This is a genomic window from Saccharopolyspora antimicrobica (assembly GCF_003635025.1).
In the GTDB taxonomy this organism is placed as follows: Bacteria; Actinomycetota; Actinomycetes; order Mycobacteriales; family Pseudonocardiaceae; genus Saccharopolyspora; species Saccharopolyspora antimicrobica.
In genome coordinates this window covers 6,333,824-6,358,964 of sequence record NZ_RBXX01000002.1, presented here as the reverse complement: position 1 = coordinate 6,358,964, position 25,141 = coordinate 6,333,824, and the positions used below count along the sequence as shown (strand labels likewise).

Below are 25,141 nucleotides of genomic sequence, written 5' to 3'. Positions count from 1 at the left end.
CTCCCGGACCGTTCCCGTAATCGTCTGCACAGCGACTCCTCTCCCCCAGCAGTCTGTGCTACCCGGCACATCGGCTACTGCAAGCGCGGTGTTGCAGCTGCCGCAGAACGGGGAGTGCGACTACTCCACGTGCGGAAGGACATCGGCCTTCCAGGCTGCGGCCGGTGTGGTTCGCCTCGTCCGTCGCTACGTTGCGTCACACCGCTCGATACGCCTCGGCGAGGGCGGTTGCCAACGCCCCGATCTCGTGACGCCCGTCCAGCCGGGCGCGCGCGGTCGCCGCCAGGCGGGCGGCCCGATCGGGGTGGTCGAGCAGGTGGGCCACGGCGGTGGCCAGCAGATCGGGCCGGTGCGGCGGCACGAGTAGCCCGGTCTCGCCGGGCACCACGACGTCGCCGACGGCGTTGACGGCGGTGGCCACCACCGGAACTCCGCAGACCATCGCTTCGACGATCGCCAGCGGCAAGCCCTCGTAACGGCTGGGCAGGGCGAACACGTCGAAGGCGGGCAGCAGGCGCGCCACGTCGTCGCGCTCGCCGGTGAGGACCACGCGGACACCCGCCGCCGCGGCCTGCGCCCGGACTCGCGCGGCTTCCTCGCCACCGCCGATCCACACGCCCACCACGCCCGGGCGGCGCAGGGCGGCCAGCGCCGCGATGAAGTGCTCCGGCGCCTTCTGGTAGGTCAGCCGACCGACCGCGCCGACCACGACGTCACCGGGAGCCAGGCCGAGCAGCCGGCGAGCGTGCTGCCTGCTCGCTGCCGTGCGGGGCGGCGCGGAGTGGTCGACGGCCACGCCGATCGTGCGGATGCGATCCGGCCGCAGCAGGCCGCGCTGCAGCGCCTCCACGGCGACGCCCGTTCCGACGCACAGGCCGAGATCGGTGATGCGGCCGAGGACGCGTTCGATCTCGATGTAGGCGCGGCGCCGGTAGACCGGCTGGAAGCGGTGGAACCCGAAGCCGTGGAAGGTGTGCACCACCCTGTCGACCCCGGCCCGCCGCGCCGCGACCCGGGCCACCGCGCCCGCTTTGGAGCAGTGCGTGTGCACCACGTCGAAGTCCCGCAGCAGCGCGGTCAACCGGCGCAGGGCGCGCAGGTCGTGGGCCGGGGCGATGGGCGCGCGCAGCGCGGGCTCGACGAGCGTCGGCACCCCGGCGGCGGGCAGCAGGCTGCCGGAACCGGCGATCACCGTCACCTGGAACTCGTCCGGGTCCAGCGCTTCCGCCCCGCGCAGCGCCATCGTTCCGGCGCCGCCCTCCAGCCGGGTGATGACCGTGGCGACCCGCAGGCTCACCTGGCGGGATCCGGTTCGTCGGCGCGCAGTCCCGCCGCGCGGGCGACGCTGACCGCTTCGAGCTGGCTGTGCACCTGGAGCTTGGCCAGGATGCTGCGGGTGTGCGTGCGCACGGTCTCGGCGGAGATCAGCAGTTCCGCGGCGATCTGCGCGCCGCGCTTGCCGTTGACCATGCCGGTCAGCACGTCCCGCTCCCGGTCGCTGAGCACGTCCAGCGGACCGTCGCGCTGCCCGGCGCGCACGGCGTCCTCCCGCAGCTCGCGCAGCACCGGCCCGAGCAGGTCCGGCGGGTACCAGCTGTACCCGCGGCACACGCCCAGAAGCACGTCGGTGAGCTCGTCGAGGCTGCGCTCCTTGGGCACCCAGGCGGCGGCGCCCGCGCGGGCGGCCGCGACGGCCTGGTCGGGCTCGCGGGCGCCGGTCAGCACGACGATCGCCGTGCCGGGCCGGATCCGCTGCACCTGGGTCACCAGGCGCCCGGCGCCGGAGCCCGCCGGTTCCACGTCCAGCGTCAGCACATCGGGTTTGGTCTGGCGGACCACATCGGACAGTCGCGGATCACTGGTGGCGCAATGCCCCACGACCCACAGCTCGCTCCGCTCGGCCAGCTTGGCGCCGAGCGCCTCGGCGAGCATCACGTGATCGTCCACCATGAGCAGTCGCAGCACGTTCACCGCCTCAGCATGGGCGAACTGCGGCGACGAGTCCTCGTCAGAGCGCATGAGAACGCCTGTCCGACGAGATCGTGGCCGCCAATGGCGAGAACGTCCGGGTCGGACCCGCGGGTCGGGGACAACTCGGTGCGTCCGGGCTTCTTCCGCTATCGGGGTTCGGGCGGCAGTGGTGTGCCGTCGGCGGCATGGGGCCCGCAGGTGTCGCGGATGACCAAGTGCGTTGGCACGGTGGCGTTGGCCGGGCCCGGGCCGTGCTCGATGATCTCCAGCAGCAGCCGAACAGCGGTCTGACCCATTTCGCGCAGCGGCTGGTGGACCGTCGTGAGGCCCTTGATCATCAGCGCGATCTCGGGGCGGTCGTCGAAGCCGATCAGTGCGATGTCCCTGCCCAGTCGGAGTCCCAGTTCGTGGGCGGCGTGGCCAACGGCGGTGGCGATCTCGTCCCACGCCGCGACGACCGCATCCGGCCGCCCGTCCGGCTCGTCGGTGGTGAGCAGCTCGCGGATCTCGTTGTCGGACGGCATATCGGCTTGGCCGCGCAGCACCCGTTGCGGAACGTGCGGGAGGCCGGCGTCCCGCAGTCCGTCCAGATAGCCCTCGTAGCGAGCCTCGGCGAAGGCGAGGCCGGAGGTGCCGCTGGCGAAAGCGATGCGGCGGTAGCCGTGCGCGACGAGATGGCCGACCGCCTCGCGCACACCCTCGCGGTTGGTGGTTTCCACGTAGGGGATGCCGGGGCGGATGCCTCGGTCGTCGAAGGCGACGATCGGCGCTCCCGACAGCGGGACGCTTCCCCGGTGCGGCACCATGTCGTCGGGCATGAGCGCGACGAGCCCGTCGACCGGCAAGTGCGGGAGCGTCTTGGCGGCGAACTGGCGCTCGGCCGCCCGCCCAGCGGGAAGCGGGTACACCATCACGTGCATCATGCGTGCGGCCGCTTCCTCCGCCACGCCGTAGACGATGTTCACCAGCCCGCCCCACGGTTCGGACGGCAGCAGCAGACCGAGCGCGCCATGCCTGCCGGTGCGCAGCGCCCTGGCACCCGCGCTGGGCACGTAACCGAGCTCAGCAGCGACCTGTTCGACCTTGCGCCGGGTGGCCGGTGCGACATCTCCGCGCTGGTTGAGCACACGCGAGACGGTCGGCTTGCTGACATCCGCCGCGGCCGCGATGTCGGCGATGGTGGCGCGGCGCTCAGGAGCAGGCTCGTGGTGCGCGGCGCCCCTCCGCCAGGTGTTCGTCACAGCCGCTCCGCTCCGGTCCTGCCGATGGTCCGACACTGTGTTCCAGACTTTTTTCCGGAACATCCGCACAAAATCTATCAGCAGCGATGCAGGTCACAGGACCTTGCCGGGCATGAGTTACCCCATTAGGGTGACGCAGGTCCTGAAATCGATTCCGGAAATTGTTCGGAGTCACGTCCGTGCCTAGGAGCGCCATGGCCGCCGCCTCCACCAATCCCCGCTACCTCGATCCCGGAGCCCCGATCGCCGAGCGCGTCGAGGACCTGCTGTCCCGGATGACCCTCGAGGAGAAGGCCGGCCAGCTCTTCCACCCGGGCACGTTGATGAACGACGACGGCACCCTGCTCGAGGAGTCGATGCCCGGCTACGGCATGGCCGCAACGCACGAGCTGGTCGTGGAGCGCCACATCACGCACATGAACCTGATCAACGGCGCCGACCCGCGTGCGATCGCCCGGTGGCACAACCGGTTGCAGGAGCAGGCGGCCGCGACCCGGCTCGGCATTCCGGTCACCGTGTCGACCGACCCGCGCCACGGTGTCTTCTCCTCACCGCTGACCGGCATGTCGATGCAGGCGATGTCCCGCTGGCCCGAGCACCCGGGGCTCGCCGCGCTGCCGGACGCCGAGCGGCGCGTCGAGGAGTACGCCGACATCGTTCGCCGCGAATACCTGGCACTCGGTATCCGCGTCGCGCTCGGCCCGATGGCCGATATCTTCAGCGACCCCCGCTGGTCCCGCGGCTCCGGCACCTTCGGCGAGGACCCCGCCACCGTCGCCCGCCTGACCGCCGCGTTCATCCGCGGCTTGCAGGGCGCAGCGCCCGGACCGGAATCGGTCGCAGCCATGGTCAAGCACTTCCCCGGCGGCGGCCCGCAGAAGGACGGCGAAGACGCCCACGACCGACGCTTCCCCGACCAGGTCTATCCGGGGCACCAGCAGGAACTGCACCTGCGGCCCTTCGAAGCATCGCTCGACGCCGGCGCGCGGCAGATGATGACCTACTACGGTCGCCCGATCGGTGTCGACGGCTGGGACGAGGTCGGCTTCGCCTTCAACCGTCCAGTCGTGCAGGGCCTGCTGCGCGATCGGCTCGGATTCGACGGCATCGTCTGCACCGACTGGAACGTGCTCGACTCCACCACGATGGGCGGAGTCCGCTTCGGACCCAACGCCTACGGCCTCGAGAACTGCTCGCCCGCCGAGCGCATCGTGCGAGCCCTCGACGCCGGCGTCGATCAGTTCGGCGGAGACCGCTGCAGCGAGCTGATCGTGGAGCTCGTCCGCGACGGCCGCGTCGACGAGGCGCGCATCGACGTTTCCGTGCGCCGCGTGCTGCGCGAGAAGTTCCTCATGGGCCTTTTCGAGCACCGCTACGTCGACCCGGACAAGGCCGCCGTGATCGTTGGCGCCGCCCCGTTGCGGGAGCTCGGCGAGGCCGCGCAGCGCGACTCCACGGTGCTGCTGAAGAACGACGGTCCGGTGTTGCCGCTCGGCCGAGGCGCACGCGTGTACGCCGAGGGCATCGACCCCGCCGCGTTCGACGGTCGCGCCGAGGTCGTCGCCGCGCCCGAGGAGGCCGACGTCGCCGTCGTGCGGCTGCACGCCCCCTACGAGACCGATCAGGAGGGCATCGCGTCGTTCTTCCACCGCGGCACGCTCGAGTTCCCCGCCGAGACGGTCGAGAAAGTGCGCCAGCTCGCCGAGAAGCTGCCCACCGCGGTCGCGGTGTTCCTGGAACGACCCGCGTTGCTGGCTGATGTCGAGTCGGCCGCCCACGCCCTGCTCGGCGATTTCGGCAGCGGTGACGCGGCGCTCGTGGACGTCCTGACCGGCGCAGCGGAGCCGTTCGGCAGCCTGCCGTTCGACCTGCCCTCCTCGGCCGAGGCGGTGGCCGCCTCAGCCGAGGACACCCCGTTCGACACTCGCGATCCCTTGCACCGCTTCGGGTTCGGATTGCGCTACGGCCAGTGACCGTCTCCCGTCCCGTTCACCTCCCGCACTCGTCCATGGCAGGGTCAAAGGAGATGCTTCCATGAGCACACCACTGAGCACCCGGACTGCGCCGCCTCGCGTTGGCGCGCGCTTCATCATCCTGTTCGCACTGGCCACCCTCGGCATCTGGATGGCCATCAACACCCCCGCGATGGTCACGGTCGCGCTGCGCGTCGGCGAGGTCGACCCGGTGGGCAAGACCACCAGCTACTCGGTGGTCAGCGGCGTCGGCACCCTGGTCGCGGTCATCGCCAACCCGCTGTTCGGCCGGCTGAGCGACCGCACCACCAGCCGCTTCGGCATGCGCCGTCCGTGGATGATCACCGGCATCCTCGGCACGGCCGTCGGCGCGGTCGTCGTCGGGACCAGCACCGGTCTCGCCGGTGTGATCATCGGCTGGCTGCTGATGCAGGCCTTCGCGAATGCCGCCATCGCAGGCACCTTCGCGGTGCTGGGCGATCAGGTGCCCGAGGAGCAGCAGGGCTTGCTGGGCGGGCTCGTCGGCATGACCAGCGGTGGCTCGGTGGTGCTCGGCACCTTCTTCGTTCAGCTCTTCCCCACCGAGCCGTTGCTGCAGATGGGCATCCCCGTCGCCGCCGCGCTGATCTTCCTGCTGCTGTTCGCCGTTCAGCTGAAGGACCGGCGGCTGGACGCGACGCAGCGCCCGAGGTTCAGCGCCAAGGAGTTCGCCGGCAGCTTCTGGTTCAACCCGCGAAAGGCCCCCGACTTCGCGTGGTTCCTGCTCTCGCTGTTCCTGATCTCCGTCGGCATCGGTGTGGTCAGCACCTACCTGGTGTACTTCTTTCAGGACCGGCTGCACATCGCCACCGCCGATCTGGCCAACGCCGCGTTCCGCGCCAATCTCGTGCTGATGGCGGTCACCACCGCGGTGTCCTTCCTCGCCGGCTACCTCTCGGACCGCATGGACCGGCGCAAGCCGCCCTTCGCACTCGCCGCGCTGCTGGCGGCGGTGGGCATCTCCGTCATGGTTCTCGGCGGCAGCATGCTCTGGGCCTACGTCGGCATCGCACTCGTCGGTGTCGCCTACGGCAGCATGTCGGGCGTCTACCTCAGCTTCGCGATGGCGACCCTGCCCGACAGCGACAACATCGCCCGCGACCTCGGCATCGTCAACATCGCGCTGACGCTGCCGTTCTCGCTGGTTCCGTTCGCGGCGCCCGCGATCCTCGCCATCGGCGGTGGCTCCAACTACACCGCGCTCTTCCTCGTCAGCGGTGCGCTGTCCCTGCTCGGCTGGCCGGTGCTCTCCCGGATCCGCAAGGTGCGCTAGCCGGCCTCCGCGAGCCGGTGAGGGTCCGGGCCGCCGGCTCTGCGGGCCGGACCCTCGGGCTTCGCCATGCCGCTGTTCTCCTCAGCCCGAGAAGTCATCGCCGCTCACGAGGGAGCGCGGGCCGGGCTGCGCCAGCGGCCGGAGGACTTCGTCAGCCAGGCCGCGGGGATCGCGTACAGCGCGATCCCCGCGTCCAGCACTCGCAGCGGCAGGAACAGCAGGCTCACCAGGAGGTAGCGCGGCTGGCGGTGCAGCAGCGCGACGACGCAGGTCAGCAGCAGATCCGGTACCAGCACGCCGAAAAGCAGCGCGGACGGCGTGGCGAAGCCGCTGACGAACTCGTGCACCTCACCGAACACCGGAACGTGGGGCAGCGCGGGCAGCAGCTCCGCCAGCAGGAGCACCGCGACCACGATCGGCAGCACCACCAGGAGCAGGCTGCTGGTCAGCATCTCCAGCAGCAGCAACGCGAGCATGGCGGTGAACAGGTTGGCCCGCGGCGGGTGCAACCGCACCGTCTGCCACAGTCCCAGCGCCCAGCGCTTGCACTGCTTCACGTAGTCCTTGAGGCAGCCGGGATCCTGGGTCGCGGCCACCGCCGACGGCGTGAAACCGACCTTGCCCAGCCGTTTCTGGTACACCTCGAAGGTCATGTTGAAGTCCTCGATGACCAGTCCCGGCGGGTTCACCTCGATGCGCGGCAGCACCTCGGTGCGGTACATGCTGGCGAAGCCGGGGACGATGTGGGTGGCGTTGGTGCGCCGCCAGGTCTGCCCGAACTTCAGCAGGTACTGCGTCATGGTGTAGATCCGCTGCCGGTGCAGGGCGACGAGCTTGCCGATCGGCCCGAGCCCGCGCCCGCGCCAGTTCGTCCGGACGCACCCGGCCACGGCGACCACCTCGGGATCGTCGAACAGCGGCAGCGCGGCGGCGAAGTAGCCGGGCTGCACGTGGGTGTCGGCGTCCAGCAGCATCACCACCGGGAAGCGCTCGACCAGGTCGAACCGGCGTATCGCCTCCTTGAGCGCACCGGCCTTGCCGACGTTGCGCGCGGTGCTGATCACCTGCACGCCGCAGTCGCGGGCCAGTTCCACGGTGCGATCGGTGGAACCGTCCGAGACCACGTGCACGTTCTCCGGCGGTACCAGCGCGGTGATCGCCGCGAGGCTGTCGGCGATGACCGCTTCCTCGTTGTGCGCCGGGATGAGCACCGCGACGTCGTCGACGCCGAGCGCGCGGTCGAACCGGTCCAGGCCCACCACGGTGCTGCGGCGGGTGCGCCACCCGTCCAGCAGCCGCAGCAGGCCGATCATCCCCCACAGCGCGAAGTTCGCGCCGAACACCGCGATCGCCAGCAACCACCACGGAACCATCCCACCCACCCCCGGCCGGTCACTTCTCCACCGGCAGGCTGCGCGCGAGCTCGTGCCAGGTGTCGGTGTCCTCGTAGCCGAACATCCACAGGTAGACGCCGCCGATGCCCGCACCGCGCGCCGCCTCGAACTTCGCCTTGGAACTGGCCGCGTTCTCGAACCACACCTCGTGCGCGCGGCCCTGCTCGTCGGTGTAGCGGAACCACGGCGACTGGGTCCGGGTGTCGTACTGCGGCTGCGCGCCGTGCTCGGTGGCCAGCTGGAACGCCTTCAGCCAGGTCACCCCGGTGCCCTCGCCGCCGGCCACCCAGTCGTAGCCGTAGAGCGGCACGCCCAGCACGATCCGCTCCGGCGGGATCTGGGTCTTGGCGTAGTCGAGCACCGACCGGATCCAGTCGATCGGCGCGACCGAACCGGGCGGCGAGGTGTTCCAGTGGAAGTCGTAGCCCATCAGCCGTACCTGGTCGGCGGCCCGGCCGATCGCCGCGTAGTCCTGCGCCACGTTGCGCTCGTCGTACCCGGCGTCGGTGTCCTTGGCGAACACCGCCACCGACAGCGTCTTGCCCGCCGCGTCCATCGCCGCGCCGAGCTCGGTGACGAACTCGCTGAACACCTGGCGGTCGCCGGCGCGCAGGTTCTCGTAGTCGATGTCGATGCCCGCGTAGTCCTCCCGCTCGACCAGCTCCGCGATCTCGGTGACGTGCCGGTGGCGCCGGACCGGGTCGTGCAGCACCGCGGCCACCGGTTCGTAGGCCCACTTGCCGTCGGTGATGTTGGCCAGCGACGGCACGATCGGGATCCCGGCGTCGCGCAGCTCCGCGATCCGGCCGCCCACCTCCGCGGTCTGCTCCGGCGGGTACTGCTCCAGCACCCCGCCGTCTTTCTCCAGCCCGTAGATCCACGGCGACACCTCGTTGACCGATTCCCGGTGCTTGACCACCATCTCGGTGCCGTTGGCCAGGTTCCAGAACGGCAGCGAGGCGACCACCACCGGGCTCTGCGCCACCGGGCCGCCGCCGCGGGGCGCCACCAGGAAGGACACCACCAGGATCGACACCGCGACCAGCGCGAGCAGCCAGATCGAGCCGCCGAGCCGGCTGAAGGTGCGCACGCGGTGCGCCGCGCCGGGTCCGGTGGGCAGCACGTCGAACCGCTCGCGCCGATCCCGGCGGTCGCGCACCGCGTCGACGAGCCGACGGGCCGGTCGCATGTCCCACCTCCGCTCACGCCGTAGCTGGTTCACCGGTCCGCACCTGCTCCTCGATCACCGCGCGGACGATGTCGGCCAGGCTGCGCCGCGGCCGGAAGCCGATCAGCTCCCGCGCCCGCGAGCAGTCCGGCACCCGCCGCTGCATGTCCTCGTAGCCCGGCCCGTAAGCCTCCTCGTAGGGCACGTGGATGGTGCCGCTGGCCGAGCCGGTCATCGCGATGACGCGCGCCGCCAGGTCCTCGATGGACACCTGCTCGGTGCTGCCGAGGTTCACCGCCATGCCCTGCGCGCGATCCAGCTGCACCAGCCGGATCAGCGCGGGCACCACGTCGGCGACGTGGCAGAAGCAGCGGATCTGCTTGCCGGTGCCGAAGATGGTCAGCGGCCTGCCCTGCAGCGCCTGGCCGACCAGCCGCGGGATGACCATCCCGTAGCGGCCGGTCTGCCGCGGCCCCACCGTGTTGAACAGCCGGACGATGACCGCCCGGAGACCCAGTTCCCGCACGTAGGAGGAGGTCAGGCTCTCGTCGATGGCCTTGGCCTCGGCGTAGGTCCAGCGGGACTTCAGCGGCGATCCGATGATCCGGTCGTCGCCCTCGACCAGCCCGACCTTGGTGTTCTTGCCGTAGACCTCGCTGGTGGAGGCGATCAGCGCGCGGGTGCCGTGCCGCAGCGCGGCGTCGAGCACGTTCTCGGTGCCGTGCACGTTGGTGAGCAGGCCCTGCAGGGTGCGTTCCTGGATGACGAACGCGCCGACCGCCGCGGCCAGGTGGAACACCACGTCCGCGCCCGCCATCGCCTCGTCGACCAGCGCCTCGTCCAGGATGGAGCCCGGCACCAGCCGCAGGTCCGGGTGCTCGACCGGCAGGTTCGCCAGCTGCCCGGTGCTGAGGTCGTCCAGCCCGACGACCTGGTGGCCGTCGGCGAGCAGCTGCTCGACCAGGTGGGATCCGATGAAACCGGCCGCGCCGGTGACCAGTGCGCGCATCACGCCCTCCCCGCCGGAACGCCCGCGCGACGCCGCCGCCACAGCTGCGCGTAGAGGTCGTCGATGCGACCGGTGACCGCCTCGATGCCGTAGCGGGCGCGGATCGCGGGCTCGTCCGCGCGGGGCCGGGCGGACGTGATCTCCGCGGCGATCTCGGCGCGCATCCGCTCCGGATCACCCGGCACCTGGCGGGCCCGGTCGGTGTCGATGCCGACCAGCGCCGGGCAGGTGGTGTAGAGCACCGGGATGCCGTTGGCCATCGCCTCCAGCACCGACAGGCCGAAGGTCTCCTGCTCGGAGGAGGCGACGAACAGGTCCAGCGCGGAGAGCATCGCGGCCACGTCGTGCCGCTGCCCGGCGAAGATCACGTGCTCGCCGACCTCGCGGGCGCGGGCCACCGCCGACAGCCGCTCCCGGTCCGGCCCGTCGCCGACGATCAGCAGCTTGGTCTGCTGCCCCAGCAGCGGCGCCATCGCCTCGATGACCAGGTCGAAGCGCTTGTTGGGATCCAGCCGCCCGAGCACGCCCACCACGTAGACCCCCGGGTCGATGCCGTGCTCCCGGCGCACGCTGCCGCGAGCGGCGTCGTCGTACTCGACGCGGCGGAAGTCGACGCCGTTGGGGATCACGGTGATCTTGCGCGCCGGCATCCCCCACTTGTGCAGCCGGTCGGCCACGGTGTCGGAGACCGCGATGGTGGCGTCCGAGCACAGGTCGGTGCCCAGGTACAGGGCGCGCACGCCGAGCGTCATCCGCCGCCGCTCCAGGTGGGTCTCGCCGATCGAGTGCTCGGTGGAGACCACGACTCCCGTCCCGGCCAGCCGCGCCGCGAGCCGCCCGTACACGCAGGCCCGGTAGAGGTGGGTGTGCACCACGTCGTAGCGGCCTTCGCGGATCACGTCGCGCAGTGTCAGCACGGCGCCGATCTGCGTGTTGCGCCTCATGCCGAGATCGCGCACGCGCACGCCGTCGCCGGCGATCATCCCGGCCACGTCTCCGGGGTTGTACAGCGACACCACCTCGGCGTCGTGCCTGGTGTGCTGCAGCACCTGCCGCAGCTGCAGCTCGGCGCCCCCGACGCCGAGCCCGGTGATCACGTGCAAGACCTTCATCCGTCTCCCCCATCGCTGTCGTCGCGCAGTGCCGTGTCAATTCCGTACGAGATCCACCACCCGCCGTCCCCGGCCCGGGGCCCGGTGGGCGCCGGGTTGTCGGCGCGGTCGTGCCGGGCGCCGGTGGCGGGGGCTCCGGCCGCCGAGCTCCCAGCGGAGGCCGGCCGCCACCGCTGCCCGGAGCACGACCGCTGCCGTGCGGAGCACGATCACCGCGTCCCACCACGGCGACCAGTGCTCGATGTACTGGTTGTCGAAGCGCGCCCGGTCCGGGATGGAGGTGTCGCCGTGCAGGCCGTGCACCTGCGCCCACCCGGTCATCCCGCCGGGCATCCGGTGCCGGTCGCGGTAGCCCGGGATCTCCCGGCCGAAGCTCCGGGCGTAGTGCGGTCGTTCCGGTCTCGGCCCGACCAGCGACATCTCGCCGCGCAGCACGTTGAGCAGCTGCGGCAGCTCGTCCAGGTGCGTGCGGCGCAGCCACTTCCCGAGCGCCGTGCACTCCTCGGCGGCCACCGCCCAGCCCTGCGCCGCACCGGTGCGCACCGTCCGCAGCTTGAGCACCTCGCTGGTCCGGCCCGGCCCGGTCACCCGCAGCTGCCGGAAGAACACCGGGCCGGGGCTGTCCAGCCGCACCGCCACGGCCAGCACCAGCAGCAGCGGCGCGGACACGGTCAGCATCAGTCCACTGAGGACGACGTCGAACGCGCGCTTGCTCCCCATGCGGCCGAACCGGCGCAGCGGGATCAGCGGGACGCCCCACAGCTCGTCGGTCACCCCGCGCGGCAGGGCCGTTCCGATCTCGGGCAACCTCGGGACCACGTACACCTCGGCGGACAGCGGACGACTCGACCGGATCAGCGCCGTGAGCGCGTCCTCGGCCGCATCGTCCGGGCACAGCAGCACCCGGGTGAACCCCGCCAGATCGTCAACTTCGGACGGCCGAGCCAGCCGTGGCCGCAACCCGAACTCCGGGTGCACCTGCGCGCTTTCGACGATCCGGGCGGCCAGCTCACCCGAACCGACCACGAGCGTCGGCTCGCCGATCACCCCGCGCCGGTAGCCGCTGCGCAACGCCGCGTAGAAGATCGCGCGACCCAGCACCAGCCCGCCGAGCCCCGCAGCGGCGAGCGCGAGCAGTCCGCTGCCGGTCGACCACGGCGCGAGCACCACCAGCGGCAGCCCGGACGCGATGGCCAGCTGCGGCACCTGGTCGGAGACCCGCAAGCAGACCCGCGTCCGGTGCTGCCCCTGAGCTGCCAGCACCAGCAGCACCAGCAGTGCGAACACCGCGCCGAGCAGCCAGTGCGCACCGGTGATCGGCACGACCGGCGCCAGCGCGACCAGGTCGGCCGCCGGGAGCAGCCGACCGCCGACCCGCCGGTGCGCCGGCGGCCGCACCTCGGGCGGCCGCCGGGTCGCGGCGGCGTCGGTCAAGCTCATCCGGCACCTCCGGTGACCAGCGGCCGGGTCGCGCTCCGCTCGACCCGCGAGGCGATCCGCCGGGCCGCGTAATCGGCCCCGTAGACGAACCGCATGACCGGACCGTGGCTGGGCGCCACCAGCGGGCCGGTGAAGTACAGCCCCGGCACCGAGGACTCGAAATCGGCGTCCACCCGCGGAGTTCCGCCGACCAGCGCGATCGAGGACCGGAGCCCGGAGCCGATCATCCGCAGCCGGCTCAGCGCGGGCGGGTAACCGGTGGCGCAGATGACGTGGTCGGCGGCGAACTCGCGCACCTGCCCGCCGACCCGCACGCCCAGGCGCACCTGGTCACCGGTGGCCTTCGCCCAGTCCAGCCGGTGCCCGACGTGCACCGGGAAGCAGCCCTCCACCCGTTCCCGCAGCCACCAGCCGCCCGCCGGACCGAGCGCGGTGCGCGCCCGCTCGATGCGCACCTGCTCCGGCAGGTGCCGGAACCACTCCGGGTGCTCGGAGTAGAACCAGGTGGACAGCCCCGAGCCCAGCCCGGCTTCCGGTTCCCGCATCCGCTGCCACAGCGAGCGGTCCGGCAGCAGCGGGTAGCCGTTCCAGCTCAGCCGGCGCCGCCTGGCCACCAACCGCGTCTTCGCGCCGTTCTCGTGCAGCAGCGCCGCCGTCTCCAGCGCCGACTGCCCGGCGCCGATCACGATGACGTCCTGGCCGTCGAACCCGCTGAGGTCGTCGTGCGCCGAGCTGTGCGTGCACAGCTCGGCGGGCAGCTCGGCCAGCACCTCCGGGATCCGCGGGAAGTGCTCGACGCCGACCGCGACCACCACCTGGCGGGCGTCGACGCGCTGCCCGTCGTCGAGGGTCAGCTCGAACCAGCCGGGCCGCTGCGCGATGTCGGTGACCAGCTGCTCCTCGACCTCCAGGCCGCGGCCCTGCTGGAACCACTCGCCGTAGTCCACGAAGTCCTGCAGCGACACCGGAATCCCGTAGTCGGCGTAGCGCTTGCCGGTCTCCAGGCAGAAGTTGCGCAGCGTGTGCGCACCGTCCGGGTCGGAGAGGTTCGAGGCGAAGCCCTGCGACTTGAGGAACATGCCGCGCGGCATGTGCTCGCGCCACAGCTTCATCGGCAGCCCGAACTGCCGGTGCGAAACCCCGGACCGGCGCAGGTGCGCGGCCAGCGACAGGCCGTAGGGGCCGGCGCCCACGACGGCCACGTCCACGAGATCGTTCATCAGTTCCCCTTTCCGCCTCTCCGCGATTCACAGTGGTGGTTGCGTCCAGGACTGATCTCGCGTTTGGCGGTTTCTTGTGGCTGGATTGCGTCACGTTCCCCTGAGGTGCGGTTGAGCAGGACCGCGGTTGGCACGGGGTCGCTCCTCTGTCCTCGAATAACGGGCATCAGCGCTTCCTCTCCAGGTGCCCGCCGTCGTAGTTGCGGCCCGGGACGTACTGCGGTTCGGCCAGTTCCGGGTGCGGTTTGCCGCGCCGCCACGGGCGCGCCACCGCGCGGCAGGCCATCCAGGTGCACATCAGCGCGAACGGCAGCAGGTCGTCGCGGGCGAACCAGGCCCGCTCGTGCACCCGCCGCAGCGACCCGGCCCAGGCCCGCAGCCCGAGCTCGCCGCGCGACCAGTACCGCAGCGCGGCGATCGGGTCGTAGTTCTCCACCAGGAACCGGCGACCGACCTCCGGTCGGCCAGCGGGCACCGGTTGCCCGGTGAGGTCCAGGTAGGACGCCAGCGCCACGTCCAGCCCCGCGCTGTCCCGGAACAGCCGGAACTGCGCGCCCAGCCGCGGGTTGAAGTCGAGCAGCTTGTACTGCTGGTCGCGGTCGTCCCACCGGAAGTCCAGGTCGACGATGCCGGTGTAGGACAACTTCGCCAGCAGCGCGGTGGCCGAGCTGAGCAGCGATTCGTTGTCCTCGCAGCGCCCGAGGCTGGTCAGCCCGGCGTGCGCCGGGTAGGACCGCTCCTTGACCCCGGTGAACGCCGGGCGGCACACCGAATCGGCGTCGCAGTAGCCGTGGAAGAACCAGTCGTGCTCGGGCCCGCCGGGGATGAACTCCTGGAGCATCAGCCCGCCGACGGCGTCGCAGCGCCGGTAGATCCTGGCGAGCTCGTCGGAGTCCTCGACGATCGTGGTGCTGCGCACCTTGCCCCCGGTCGGCCGCCACGGCGTGGCGAGCTTGGCCACCAGCGGATAGCCCACCCGGTCGGCGAACTCCAGCGCCTCGTCCCAGCCCCGGATCAGCCGCGCCTGCGCGCACGGCACGCCCAGCCGGCGGCACAGCTCGTACATCGTGTACTTGCCTGCCAGCAGCCGCGGCAGGTCGTGCGGCGGCTGGGCGAACTGGAACCACATCCGCAGCGGATCGCCGTGCTCGGCCAGGAAGATCGCGGCCGCGTCGTCGGTGGGGATGAGCACCGCGGGGCGCCCGATGCGCTGGGCCAGCTGCATCAGCCCGAACCGGATCGCCTCGGCGTCCCCGGGATCGGGGCTCCACAGCCACCGGCCGCGCACGTACCTCGAATGCGCCGCGGGCGCGAGGGAATCCTCGTGCACCGCGTACACCGGAACACCGGCGCGGCCGAGGCTGCGGATCACTCCGAGGCCGCCGTGGTGCAGCACGTTCGGATCGAGCTTGAACACCACGGCAGGCGTGGTCGTGTCGTACATCGGCACCTCACAACACGCGCCGGTGCGGCACGGCGTCGAACTGGTAGGTCGCGTCGAGCACGCGCGGGCAGTCCCGCGCCCAGCCGTAGTCGGCGCCCGGGTGCACGGTGTGGATGACCGTGACGTCCCAGTCCCGGCCGCGCGGCTCGGGCTCGCTGGTCATCCGGACGCCGCCGGGAAGCTCGATCTCGGGCAGCAGCGGATCGTGGTAGTGCACGTCGATGCCCAGCCGCCGCAGCCCGGCCAGGATCGGCAGCGCCGGGGACTCCCGCAGGTCCCGCACGCCCGCCTTGTAGCTGACCCCGGCCAGCAGCACCCGCGCCCCGGAGTGGTCGATGCCCGCCTCGCCGAGCATCTCCACCACCCGCTGCACCACCCGGCCCGGCCGCCGGTCGATCGAGCGCATCGCCTCTTCGATCAACGGCGCCGACAGCCCGCGCCGGCCCAGCTGCCACAGCAGGTAGTGCGGGTCGCAGGGGATGCAGTGCCCGCCGACGCCGGGCCCGGGGAAGCTGCCCAGGAATCCGTAGGGCTTGGTGCCCGCCGCGACGGTGACCTCGATCGGGTCCAGGCCCAGCACCGAGCAGGCGTCGGCGATCTCGTTGGCCAGCGCCAGGTTCACCGCGCGGAAGATGTTCTCGTAGAGCTTGGTCAGCTCGGCGGCCTCCGGGGAGCTGACCAGGTAGACCTGGTCGGTCATCCGCCGCACCACCTCGGCCGCGCGCCGCGCGCACCGCTGCGTGACACCGCCGACGACCCGCGGCGTCCGCCGCTGCACGTGGTCGAAGTTGCCGGGATCGATGCGCTCCGGGCTGAACGCCACGTGCACCTCTTCACCGACCTGCAGCCCGAGCTCGCGCAGCGGCTCCACCAGCAGCTGCCGGGTGGTTCCGACGTAGGTCGTCGAGGTCAGGATGATCACCTGCTCGCGCCGGGCGTGCGCCACGACGGTGCGGCAGGCCGCCCGCAGCGCGGTCAGATCCGGCGTCCGCGCGGCGTCGACCGGCGTCGGCACGCACACGATGACCGCGTCCGCCGCGGCGAGCGCGGCCGGGTCGCTGGTCAGCGCCAGCCCGCCACCGGCCAGTGCGGCGGCCAGCTCGCGCCGCTCCTCGGCAGGTAGGTCCACCTCGCCGGCCTCGATCTCGCGAAGCCGCTGCTGGCTGATGTCGAACCCGACGACCTGCGTGGTGGCGTCGTGCAGCGCGCAGGCGGTGGGCAGCCCGACGTAGCCCAGCCCGACGACCGCCACCGTCTCGGTGCGTTCCGGCGCGGCCGGTTCGAAGGCGATCAGCCGGTCGGCCAGCAGCCGCTCCCGGCCGTTGATCGCCAACGACAGCGAATGTCCGCTCACGGTCCCTCCCCCAGTTCGCCGTGCTCGCTGAACAAAACCCTCGCACCCGAGCGCCGCCGAGGTCTCCCACACGCAGGTGAGTCCGCTTACCGAAACTTGAGGACTCTTCTCACTTGCGCGGACCCGACCCACGGCCCCGCAATTTCAATGGAAATCGCACGTCCGATTTCAATGGAAGTTGCGGGGTCCACCGGCGCGCCGGGCGCCCGACACACCGGCGGCGCGTCGGGATCCACGCAATTTCAATGGAAATCGGACATCTGATTTCCATTGAAATTGCGGCGTGTCCGGACCCGAGGCCGACCGTCAGCGGCGGCTGGTGAGACGGTGGCGCAGGTGTTTGGCGCGCAGGCGGAGCGCGCCGTCGCGGTCGCCGATGTAGGTGCGCGGCAGCGCGTGCGGGCCCGAGACCTCCGAACGCCAGATGGCGCAGGCGTATTCGTAGCCCGCCGCCGTCACGGCGTCCACCACGCGCTTGTCGACGTCGCCGTACGGGTAGCAGAAACCGGCGACGTCCTGGCCGGTGATCTCGCGCAGCAGGTCCCGGCTCGCCACCGATTCGGCGACCAGCTCGTCATCGTCCAAATAGGACATGTGCTGGTGCAGCAGGCCGTGCGAGCCGACCTCCGCGCCCGCCGCGGCGACCTCCTGGACCTCCTCGGCGGTCATCAGCCGCTTGCGCGGCCCCGCCGGGTCCCACTCGTTGTCCCCGCCGATCCGCCCGGCGATCACGAACACCGTCGCGGTGAACCCGTGCCGCCGCAGCGCGGGCACCACGTTGCGCGCGAAATCGGCGTAGCCGTCGTCGAAGGTCAGCCCGACCAGGCCGCGCGCCTCCCCGGCGCGACGCGCCCGCATCAGCTCGCCCATCGACACCCCGCGCAGCCCGTTGTCCCGCAGCCAGCGCAGCTGCTGGTCGAAGCGGCGCGGATCGACGGTCACCAGGTACGGGTCGTGCTGGTGGACGGCGACCGAGTGGTACATCAGCACGTACGGGAACGGACGCCCGGTGTCGTTCCGGGTCCGCTTGCTCACGGTCTGCGTCATGGCTCGCCGCTCTCCTCGGCAACGGGTCGCCGGCCGGTGCAACCACCCGGCCGGCCTGCCGAGCCTAAGCAGCGATCGGCGGCCCCGGATCGGGTCGCCGGGGTACCCGCACTACCGCATCGGCACGGACTACAGATCCCCGTACTCGCCGACGCGGCGCCCGGCGACCCAGGTCTGCAGCGTCTTGGTCTGCCAGCGCGCCCGGCCGGACGGCGGGTCCAGCGGGTCCTGGTCGAGGATGACGAAGTCGGCCCGCTTGCCCGGTTCCAGGCTGCCCAGCACCCGTTCCTGGTGCGCGGCGAACGCGGCGTCGAGCGTGAAGGAGCGCAGCGCCTCGTCCGGCTTCATCGCCTGCTGCGGGTACCAGCCGCCGACCGGCCGGCCCTCCCGGTCGGTCCTGGTGATCGCGGCGTGCAGCCCGTCGAACGGGTTCTCCGAGGACACCGGGAAGTCCGAGCCCGACGCGATGGTGATGCCCTGGTCCAGCATGGTCCGCCACGCGTAGGCGCCCGCGATGCGCTGGGCCCCGACGCGTTCCTCCGCCATGTTCATGTCGTCGGTGGCGTGCACCGGCTGCATCGAGGCGATGATCCCGTGCCTGCGCAGCCGCGGGATGTCCTCCACCGCGAGGACCTGCGCGTGCTCGATGCGGTGCCGCATGTCGCCGCCGACCTCGGCCATCGCGGCTTCGTAGGCGTCGAGCACCATCCGGTTGCCCGCGTCGCCGATGGCGTGCGTGGCGACCTGGAAGCCGTCCCGCATCACCTGCGTGACGCGGTTGCGCAGCTCGGCGGCGTCCATCTGCGGCAGCCCGGAGTTCTCCGGGTCGTCGCTATAGGGCGCGAGCATCGCGGCGCCGTGCGAGCCCAGCGCGCCGTCGATGTAGAGCTTGACGGTGCGCACCCGCAGCATGTCGTCGGCGAAGGAATCGCCGCGCGCCTGCGCGCCGAGCTCGCGGTAGGCGTCGTAGGTGAGGAACGAGTTCGTGCGGATCGTCAGCTCGCCGGAGGCGGCGAGCTGGTGCAGGACCGCGAGCTCGGCGGCGCTGGTGCCCGCATCGCTGACCGAGGTGAGCCCGACCTCGTTGAGCTTGCGCTGCGCGGCGATGAAGTTCTGCTTGAGGTCTTCGGTCGTCGGCTTCGGCAGGTGCGCTTCGACGAGGTCCTGCGCGGCGTCGACGAAGGCCCCGCTGGGCGCACCGTCGGCACCGCGCACGATCTCCCCGCCCGGAGGCGTCGGGGTGTCGCGGGTGATGCCGACCTGCCGCAGCGCGGCGGTGTTGGCCACTCCGGCGTGCCCGTCGACGCGCACCAGCCACACCGGCCGGTCCGGCACCACGGCGTCCAGGTCCGCCGCCGACGGCAGCCTGCCGGAGCCCCAGATCACGTCGTTCCAGCCGCGCCCGAGGATCCACTGCCGCTCCGGGTGCGCGGCGGCGAAGTCCTTGAGCGCCTGCATCGCCTCGCCCAGCGACTTGGTCCCGGCGAGGTTGAGCTGCGAGACGTTGGCCCCGAGCTGCCCGAAGTGCCCGTGCGCGTCGTGCAGACCCGGGATGAGCACGCGGCCGCGCCCGTCGATGCGCTCGGCTCCTCCGGCGTTGGCCACGTCGAGCCCGCCGACGCGCCCGTCGGCACCGACCAGCAGGCTGGAGAACTCGAACGGCCCGCCGGGGGTCAGCGTGAAGCCCCGGACGTTGTCGATCAGCACCGGTCCGCCCCGCTGCGCCGAACCCGGTTCACCGCTGGAACACCCCGCCGCGACCGCCACCCCGGCGGTGGCGAGCCCGACGAGCTTGAGGAACTGCGCCCGCGAAATCCGGGGCTGCGGGGAACGCCGACAACACTCCTGGCACACGCCGACCTCCTAGCTGATCATCGCCAAGCGAACGTAAGCCCGCGTCCTTGTCCGGTCAATCAGCAGAACGTGGCCGGTCGCCCGCCGAGCCCGCTCGCTGCTTGCGCCCACCGCCAGCAAACCCCAGGTCAGGCCTCAGCCGGCCGGTGTTGTGTCGCCGTGGGACTCCAGCACGGCGGCGAGCGCGCCGGCGAGGTTCTCGCGCCCGTCGCGGTCGAGCCCGCTCAGCAGCCGTGCCTCGTTGGCCAGGTGCAGCGGGAGGACGCGGTCGATGACCTCCAGCCCGCGCTCGGTGAGCCTGATCTTGACCGAGCGCCGGTCGACGTCGTCGCGCACCCGGCTGACCAGGCCCTTCTTCTCCATGCGATCGACGCGCAGCGTGATCGCCCCGGTGGTCACGAGGGATTCCTTGAGGAACGTCCCGGCGGTCAGCGCGTAGGGCTCGCCGGAGCGCCGGAGCGTGGAGAGGATGTCGAACTCGCCCGGTTCGAGGTCGTGCCCGGCGAGGAAGTCCTTGATCTCCTTGTCCCACAGCCGGGACAGCCGCATGATCCGGCCGACCACGCCGATCGGCGTGAAGTCCAGGTCAGGACGTTCCTCGCGCCATTGAGCCAGCACCGCGGACACCGCATCGGCCATGGGTCCTCCTCCGGAGTAGATAGATGAGCGCTCATTTAATTGACACTCATGCGAGTGGTGGTTATCTTAGCGCTCATCTACTTCGAGGTCGACCGTTATCGGGCGGCCCGCCCCGAGCGCAGATCCAGGAGCGATCGTGTCCTACCCCGAGCCCCGCTACTTCGGCGAACACGGCGAGATCAACGCCAGCTTCCGGCCCGCGACGGCCGAGCCCGAATTCGTCGCCAAGCCCGTCGGCGCCGATGCCGACGACCCCCGGGCCACCTCCTACCACTACCTGTCCACCACCGCCTCCACCGGCGGCGAGTACGGCCTGTACCGGGTGGACATGGGCCCGGAATCCACCGGGCCGAGCACGCACTTCCACAAGGCCATCTCGGAGTCGTTCTTCATCCTGTCCGGCACCATGCGGCTGTTCGACGGCGAGCGCTGGATCAACGCCACCTCCGGCGACTACCTGTACGTGCCCGTGGGCGGACTGCACGCCTTCCGCAACGAATCCGGCGAACCCGCCTCCATGCTCATGCTCTTCGCCCCGGGCGCGCCTCGCGAGGGCTACTTCGAGGGCCTCCCGGAACTGGCGTCGCTGAGCGAGGAAGAGCGCCGGGAGTTCGTCCTCCGCCACGACAGCTTCTTCGTCTGATCGAGAACCACAAGCCCACCACCCGAGAGGAAAGCCGTTCCCATGACCAACGTCGCCGTCGTCTACTACTCCTCCACCGGCAACATCCACACCATGGCCGAGGCCGCCGCGGAGTCCGCCGAGAAGGCGGGTGCCGAGGTCCGCCTGCGCAAGGTCGCCGAACTGGCACCCACCGAGGTCATCGCGCAGAACCCCGCCTGGGCCGAGCACGCCGCGGAAACCGCCGACATCGCCGAGGCGAGCCTCGCGGACGTGGAGTGGGCCGACGTCCTCCTCTTCGGCACTCCGACCCGCTTCGGCCTGCCCGCCGCACAGCTCAAGCAGTTCATCGACACCACCGGTGGCCTGTGGTTCCAGGGCAAGCTGGTGAACAAGGTCGTCTCCTCGTTCACCTCCACCTCGACCGGCCACGGCGGCCAGGAGAGCACCCTGCTAGCGCTGAACAACACCTTCTACCACTGGGGCGCGATCATCGTCCCGCCCGGCTTCGCCGACCCGGTCCAGTTCGACGCGCTCAACGGCAACCCCTACGGCGCCAGCAGCGTCTCCGCCAACAACCCCGCCAATGTGGCCGAAGCCAACCTCGCCGCAGTCGAGTTCCAGGCCCGCCGCGCGGTCGAGATCGCATCGGCCCTGCAACGCGGATTCGCCGCCGCCTGAACCGCACCGGCGGAGGGACGACCGCTCTCCACAACCGTTTCCGCGTCCGGGTGCGCAGCGAAGCACACCCGGACGCGCACCACGATTCCCCGGAAGGCAAGTCATGTCATCGAACGCCCCTGCGGCCGCGCCCGCCAGAGCCGGTGCCCGCGAATGGATGGGGCTTGCCGTTCTCGCACTGCCGACCCTGCTGCTCGCGCTCGACCAGAGCGTGCTGTTCCTCGCCCTGCCGCACCTGACGGAGGATCTGCGGCCCACCGGCACCCAGATGCTATGGATCATGGACGTCTACGGGTTCATGATGGCGGGCTTCCTGGTCACGATGGGAACCCTCGGCGACCGGATCGGCCGCCGCAAGCTGTTGCTGATCGGTGCGGTGCTGGTCGGTGCTGCCTCGGTCACCGCGGCCTTCTCCACCAGCGCCGAGATGCTCATCACCACGCGCGCCCTGCTCGGCATCGCAGCAGCGAGTCTGATGCCCTCCACGCTCGCCCTGATCAGCAACATGTTCCAGGAACCGCACCAGCGCGGACGTGCCATCGCGGTGTGGGCAAGCTGCTTCATGGCGGGCACCGCGCTCGGTCCGGTGATCGGCGGTGTGCTGCTCGAGTTCTTCTGGTGGGGATCGGTGTTCCTGCTGGGCGTACCGATCATGGTCGTCCTGCTGATCGCCGCACCGTTCGTGCTGCCCGAGTACCGCGACCCCGACGGTGGCAGGCTGGACCTCTTCAGCGTGGTGCTGTCCCTGGCGGCGATCCTGCCGGTCGTCTACGGCCTCAAGGTGCTCGCCCGGGACGGCTGGCAGCTGCTGCCCCTGGCGGCGATCGCCGCGGGCACCGCCGTCGGCGCGGTGTTCGTGCGGCGGCAGCGGAAGCTGGCCCATCCCCTGCTGGACCTGCGGCTGTTCCGCTACGGCGCCTTCACCGCATCGCTGCTGATCCTCATGATCACCATGGTCACCACCGGCGGCAGCTACCTGTTCATCACCGGCTTCCTGCAGATGGTCGCGGGCCTGTCCCCGATGCAGGCCGGTCTGTGGATGGTGCCCTCCGCGCTCGCGTCGATCGCGGCCGCCATGGCCGCACCGATCCTGGTCAAGCGGCTGCCGATGGGCGTCGTCATCGGTGCCGGGCTCGGCCTCACCGCCGCGGGATACCTGCTGATCGCCTTCGTCGACGCGGTGGGTGGCCTGCCCCTGCTCGTGACCGGCTTCGTCATCGTCTTCCTCGGCACCGGTCCGATCGGCGCGCTCGGCACCAATCTCGTCGTCAGCTCCGCACCGCCCGAGCGCGGTGGTTCGGCCGCCTCGCTGTCCGAAACCAGCGGCGAGCTCGGAGTTTCGCTGGGCGTCGCCGCACTGGGAAGTCTCGGCACGGCGCTCTACCGCGGCGAGATCGCCGTGCCGGACGGTGTTCCGGCCCCGGCCGCTGACGCGGTGCGGGGCGGTGCCGAAGGCGCGATCGTCGTCGTGCAGGGCTTGCCTCCCGCTCTCGGGGACCAAGTGCTGACTGCTGCGCGCGAGGCCTACACGACGGGTCTCAACACCGTCGCCGTCGTGGCTGCGGTGCTCGTCGCGGGCACCGCCGTCCTCGCAATCACTGTGCTGCGCAAGGCCGGACCCGTCGAGCGCCCGGAGGAAGCACCCGACGAGGCGACCGCCGGTGTCGTCGTCGCAAGCAGCGCCTGACCGGTGTCGTCGCTGGTTCTTCAACGTCGTACCGAATTTGCTGATCGCTGCGGCCTTGGCCGCGTTTCGAGGAGAGTGAGCACATGACCAGCACCGAGGTTCGTCCTGCTGTGACGGTGATCGGACTGGGTGAGATGGGATCGGCCGTCGCCGGAGCGTTCCTGGGCGGCGGGCATCCGACGACCGTGTGGAACCGCACCGCGGAACGGGCGGACGCACTGGTGTCCCGGGGCGCGGAACGCGCTGGCACGGTCCGGGATGCCGTGCTCGCCAGCCGACTCGTGGTCGTTTCGGTGCAGGGCAACGACGTGGCGCGGGAAGTCCTGGACACCGCTGGCGAAGCGTTGTCCGGGCGCGTCGTCGTCAACCTGACGGACGGCCCGTCCGCGGCAGCGCGCGAGGTCGCCGAGTTCGCCGCGGCCAGGGACGCGAAATACCTGCACGGGCAGATCATGACCATCGCGCCCGGCATCGGCTCGCCTGATGCGGTGGTGTTCTACGGCGGCGCTCAAGCCGCTTACGACCACTACCGCCCGGTGCTGGAGCTGCTGGGCGGCCGGAGCGTCTTCGTCTCGCCCAACCCCGGAGTGCCGGGGCTCTACGGAATGGCCGTGCACGGCACGATGTGGGGATTGCTCAACGGATTCCTGCACGCAGCGGCGATGCTGTCGAGCGAGGGCATCACGACCGAGCAGTTCCTGGAGCACGCCGACCCCTCGCTGACCGCGTTGGCGGCGTTCCTCCCGATGCTCGGCGGCGAAGTGGACCGCGCCGAGCACGCGACCGGGTTCGGCGGTCTCAAGCACCACCTGCCGTCGATCGACGACCTGGTGCAGGAGAGTCGCGCGCGAGGTCTGGACGTCGAACTCCCGGCGTACTCGCAGGCCCTGGTGAACCGCGCTGTGGACGACGGCTACGGCGAGGACAGCTACTCCCGCCTGGTCGACTACTTCAAACGCGGTTGACCGCGGCGCGCGGCAGCGGGATAGAGTAGGGCCACTCTGATCAGGTTCTCCAGGAGTGCGCCGCAGAACGAGAACCCGCTTGCGCGAAACGAGGGGGCGGCACAGGTGTTCACCCTGCCCTTCTGGAGGCGCAAGACATGAAGATCGGCCTCGGCCTGCCCATCGCCGAACCCACCGCCCTGCCGACCTGGGCGCGACTCGCCGACGACGGCCCGTTCAGCACCCTCGGTCTGCTGGACCGACTGGTGTACGACAACCCGGAGCCCCTGGTCACCCTGGCAACGCTCGCCGGCGCGACCCGCCGCATCCGGCTCCAGACCGAAGTCCTGCTCGCACCGCTGCGCCAAACCCCGCTGCTGGCCAAGCAGGCGGCGACTCTGGCCCAGCTGAGCGGAAACCGCTTCACGCTCGGCATCGGAGTCGGCGGCCGCGAGGACGACCACGCGGCCGCCGGCACGGACCTCAAGCGCCGCGGCCGCATCCTCGACGAGCAGATGGACCTGATGCACCGCCTGTGGTCCGGCGAACCGCACAGCGACAGCGCCGGACCGATCGGCCCCGCGGTGCGCCCGGAGGTGCTCTTCGGCGGCTTCCGGCCGGCAGCCATCGACCGGGTCGGCCGCTGGGGCGACGGATTCCTGGCCGCAGGCCCGCTGGAGTACATGGCAACGACGTTCGCCCTCGCCCGGAACGCCTGGCAGCAGCACGGCCGTCCGGGCGAGCCCCGCCTGATCGGCCAGCTCAACACGGCGATCGGCCCGGACGCGGTGGCCGACGAAGCCCGGGCCGAGATGATCCGCTACTACGGCGACGCGAACTTCGCCAACGCCATGGTCACCACTCCAGCGGTCCTGAGAAATCAGCTCGCCCGCCTCGAATCCCTGGGCGCGGACGAAGCGATCCTCTACTGCTGGTCCCCCGACCCGGACCAGGTGAACCACCTGGCCGACCTCCTCCCGTAACCAACCCGTGCGCACTTTCCGGTGCTCCGGCACCGGAAAGTGCGCA

The 25,141-nt window shown here is 71.2% G+C and carries 21 protein-coding genes; 7 read left to right on the top strand and 14 right to left on the bottom strand.

All coding sequences use genetic code 11. The features are described 5' to 3' along the window. Positions 1–196: 196 nt before the first annotated feature. The 3 genes from ATL45_RS30185 to ATL45_RS30175 form a co-directional block, all read right to left on the bottom strand. Positions 197–1,297, bottom strand: coding sequence for a glycosyltransferase (locus ATL45_RS30185; protein WP_246025634.1), 1,101 nt, complete (start codon positions 1,295–1,297; stop codon positions 197–199). Next, positions 1,294–2,019: a LuxR C-terminal-related transcriptional regulator gene (locus tag ATL45_RS30180; RefSeq protein WP_246025633.1), complete on the bottom strand. Its 726-nt coding sequence runs from the start codon at positions 2,017–2,019 to the stop codon at positions 1,294–1,296. Before ATL45_RS30180 ends, ATL45_RS30185 begins: the two co-directional genes overlap by 4 nt. Positions 2,020–2,117: 98 nt before the next feature. After that, positions 2,118–3,212: a LacI family DNA-binding transcriptional regulator gene (locus ATL45_RS30175; RefSeq protein WP_170210392.1), complete on the bottom strand. Its 1,095-nt coding sequence runs from the start codon at positions 3,210–3,212 to the stop codon at positions 2,118–2,120. 161 nt (positions 3,213–3,373) lie between these two features. Between ATL45_RS30175 and ATL45_RS30170 the strand changes: the two genes are divergently transcribed. Next, positions 3,374–5,185, top strand: a complete 1,812-nt coding sequence (locus ATL45_RS30170) for a glycoside hydrolase family 3 protein (protein WP_211841327.1) — start codon at positions 3,374–3,376, stop codon at positions 5,183–5,185. Positions 5,186–5,246: 61 nt separating this feature from the next. After that, positions 5,247–6,497, top strand: coding sequence for an MFS transporter (locus ATL45_RS30165; protein WP_093146384.1), 1,251 nt, complete (start codon positions 5,247–5,249; stop codon positions 6,495–6,497). Between the two features lie 104 nt (positions 6,498–6,601). On the opposite strand, the gene ATL45_RS30160 is transcribed toward ATL45_RS30165, so the two are convergent. From ATL45_RS30160 to ATL45_RS30110, 11 genes are all read right to left on the bottom strand, one after another. Then, positions 6,602–7,870, bottom strand: a complete 1,269-nt coding sequence (locus tag ATL45_RS30160; RefSeq protein ID WP_093146383.1) for a glycosyltransferase family 2 protein — start codon at positions 7,868–7,870, stop codon at positions 6,602–6,604. 19 nt (positions 7,871–7,889) lie between these two features. Further along, entirely contained in the window at positions 7,890–9,080 is a 1,191-nt protein-coding gene (locus tag ATL45_RS30155) for a glycosyl hydrolase family 18 protein (protein ID WP_093146382.1), read from the bottom strand. 13 nt (positions 9,081–9,093) lie between these two features. Then, a complete protein-coding gene (locus ATL45_RS30150; protein ID WP_093147410.1) occupies positions 9,094–10,068 on the bottom strand; it encodes an NAD-dependent epimerase/dehydratase family protein in 975 nt (324 codons plus the stop codon). Further along, the gene (locus tag ATL45_RS30145; RefSeq protein WP_093146381.1) at positions 10,068–11,180 is read right to left on the bottom strand and encodes a glycosyltransferase; all 1,113 of its coding nucleotides are present in this window, start codon (positions 11,178–11,180) and stop codon (positions 10,068–10,070) included. Before ATL45_RS30145 ends, ATL45_RS30150 begins: the two co-directional genes overlap by 1 nt. A 36-nt stretch (positions 11,181–11,216) precedes the next feature. Continuing rightward, a complete protein-coding gene (locus ATL45_RS30140; protein WP_093146380.1) occupies positions 11,217–12,620 on the bottom strand; it encodes a sugar transferase in 1,404 nt (467 codons plus the stop codon). Continuing rightward, on the bottom strand, positions 12,617–13,840 hold the full coding sequence (locus ATL45_RS30135; protein ID WP_093146379.1) for an NAD(P)-binding domain-containing protein: 1,224 nt from the start codon (positions 13,838–13,840) through the stop codon (positions 12,617–12,619). The genes ATL45_RS30140 and ATL45_RS30135 overlap by 4 nt, the downstream gene beginning before the upstream one ends. Positions 13,841–14,006: 166 nt before the next feature. After that, positions 14,007–15,284: a carboxylate--amine ligase gene (locus ATL45_RS30130; RefSeq protein ID WP_093146378.1), complete on the bottom strand. Its 1,278-nt coding sequence runs from the start codon at positions 15,282–15,284 to the stop codon at positions 14,007–14,009. A 7-nt stretch (positions 15,285–15,291) separates the two neighbouring features. Continuing rightward, the gene (locus tag ATL45_RS30125; protein WP_093146377.1) at positions 15,292–16,638 is read right to left on the bottom strand and encodes a nucleotide sugar dehydrogenase; all 1,347 of its coding nucleotides are present in this window, start codon (positions 16,636–16,638) and stop codon (positions 15,292–15,294) included. A gap of 306 nt (positions 16,639–16,944) precedes the next feature. Then, on the bottom strand, positions 16,945–17,685 hold the full coding sequence (locus ATL45_RS30120) for a polysaccharide deacetylase family protein (protein ID WP_093146376.1): 741 nt from the start codon (positions 17,683–17,685) through the stop codon (positions 16,945–16,947). 129 nt (positions 17,686–17,814) lie between these two features. Continuing rightward, the gene (locus ATL45_RS30115; RefSeq protein WP_177241884.1) at positions 17,815–19,539 is read right to left on the bottom strand and encodes an amidohydrolase; all 1,725 of its coding nucleotides are present in this window, start codon (positions 19,537–19,539) and stop codon (positions 17,815–17,817) included. 135 nt (positions 19,540–19,674) lie between these two features. Further along, positions 19,675–20,178, bottom strand: a complete 504-nt coding sequence (locus ATL45_RS30110) for a MarR family winged helix-turn-helix transcriptional regulator (protein ID WP_093146375.1) — start codon at positions 20,176–20,178, stop codon at positions 19,675–19,677. A 136-nt stretch (positions 20,179–20,314) separates the two neighbouring features. Between ATL45_RS30110 and ATL45_RS39830 the strand changes: the two genes are divergently transcribed. The 5 genes from ATL45_RS39830 (at position 20,315) to ATL45_RS30085 (ending at position 25,095) form a co-directional block, all read left to right on the top strand. Continuing rightward, complete coding sequence (locus tag ATL45_RS39830; protein WP_093146374.1) at positions 20,315–20,821, top strand: cupin domain-containing protein; 507 nt, start codon at positions 20,315–20,317, stop codon at positions 20,819–20,821. A 42-nt stretch (positions 20,822–20,863) separates the two neighbouring features. Continuing rightward, positions 20,864–21,481 carry an NAD(P)H:quinone oxidoreductase gene (gene wrbA, locus ATL45_RS30100; RefSeq protein ID WP_093146373.1) on the top strand — a complete coding sequence of 206 codons (618 nt, stop codon included), beginning with the start codon at positions 20,864–20,866 and terminating at the stop codon, positions 21,479–21,481. A 157-nt stretch (positions 21,482–21,638) separates the two neighbouring features. Then, positions 21,639–23,168 carry an MFS transporter gene (locus ATL45_RS30095; RefSeq protein WP_246025632.1) on the top strand — a complete coding sequence of 510 codons (1,530 nt, stop codon included), beginning with the start codon at positions 21,639–21,641 and terminating at the stop codon, positions 23,166–23,168. 83 nt (positions 23,169–23,251) lie between these two features. Then, positions 23,252–24,133 (top strand): NAD(P)-dependent oxidoreductase, encoded by an 882-nt coding sequence (locus ATL45_RS30090; RefSeq protein ID WP_093146371.1) that lies wholly within the window; start codon positions 23,252–23,254, stop codon positions 24,131–24,133. Positions 24,134–24,270: 137 nt separating this feature from the next. After that, on the top strand, positions 24,271–25,095 hold the full coding sequence (locus ATL45_RS30085; RefSeq protein ID WP_093146370.1) for an LLM class flavin-dependent oxidoreductase: 825 nt from the start codon (positions 24,271–24,273) through the stop codon (positions 25,093–25,095). Positions 25,096–25,141: the final 46 nt, after the last annotated feature.

Excerpts from the sequence above, each read along its gene's own strand:
- ATL45_RS30140 (WP_093146380.1), bottom strand. The coding sequence starts at position 12,620 with ATGAGCTTGACCGACGCCGCCGCGACCCGGCGGCCGCCCGAGGTGCGG.
- ATL45_RS30135 (WP_093146379.1), bottom strand. The coding sequence starts at position 13,840 with ATGAACGATCTCGTGGACGTGGCCGTCGTGGGCGCCGGCCCCTACGGC.
- ATL45_RS30120 (WP_093146376.1), bottom strand. The coding sequence starts at position 17,685 with ATGACGCAGACCGTGAGCAAGCGGACCCGGAACGACACCGGGCGTCCG.
- wrbA (WP_093146373.1), top strand. The coding sequence starts at position 20,864 with ATGACCAACGTCGCCGTCGTCTACTACTCCTCCACCGGCAACATCCAC.
- ATL45_RS30160 (WP_093146383.1), bottom strand. The coding sequence starts at position 7,870 with ATGGTTCCGTGGTGGTTGCTGGCGATCGCGGTGTTCGGCGCGAACTTC.
- ATL45_RS30145 (WP_093146381.1), bottom strand. The coding sequence starts at position 11,180 with ATGAAGGTCTTGCACGTGATCACCGGGCTCGGCGTCGGGGGCGCCGAG.
- ATL45_RS30155 (WP_093146382.1), bottom strand. The coding sequence starts at position 9,080 with ATGCGACCGGCCCGTCGGCTCGTCGACGCGGTGCGCGACCGCCGGGAT.
- ATL45_RS30095 (WP_246025632.1), top strand. The coding sequence starts at position 21,639 with ATGGGGCTTGCCGTTCTCGCACTGCCGACCCTGCTGCTCGCGCTCGAC.
- ATL45_RS30130 (WP_093146378.1), bottom strand. The coding sequence starts at position 15,284 with ATGTACGACACGACCACGCCTGCCGTGGTGTTCAAGCTCGATCCGAAC.
- ATL45_RS30090 (WP_093146371.1), top strand. The coding sequence starts at position 23,252 with ATGACCAGCACCGAGGTTCGTCCTGCTGTGACGGTGATCGGACTGGGT.
- ATL45_RS30085 (WP_093146370.1), top strand. The coding sequence starts at position 24,271 with ATGAAGATCGGCCTCGGCCTGCCCATCGCCGAACCCACCGCCCTGCCG.
- ATL45_RS30165 (WP_093146384.1), top strand. The coding sequence starts at position 5,247 with ATGAGCACACCACTGAGCACCCGGACTGCGCCGCCTCGCGTTGGCGCG.
- ATL45_RS30180 (WP_246025633.1), bottom strand. The coding sequence starts at position 2,019 with ATGCGCTCTGACGAGGACTCGTCGCCGCAGTTCGCCCATGCTGAGGCG.
- ATL45_RS30110 (WP_093146375.1), bottom strand. The coding sequence starts at position 20,178 with ATGGCCGATGCGGTGTCCGCGGTGCTGGCTCAATGGCGCGAGGAACGT.
- ATL45_RS30150 (WP_093147410.1), bottom strand. The coding sequence starts at position 10,068 with ATGCGCGCACTGGTCACCGGCGCGGCCGGTTTCATCGGATCCCACCTG.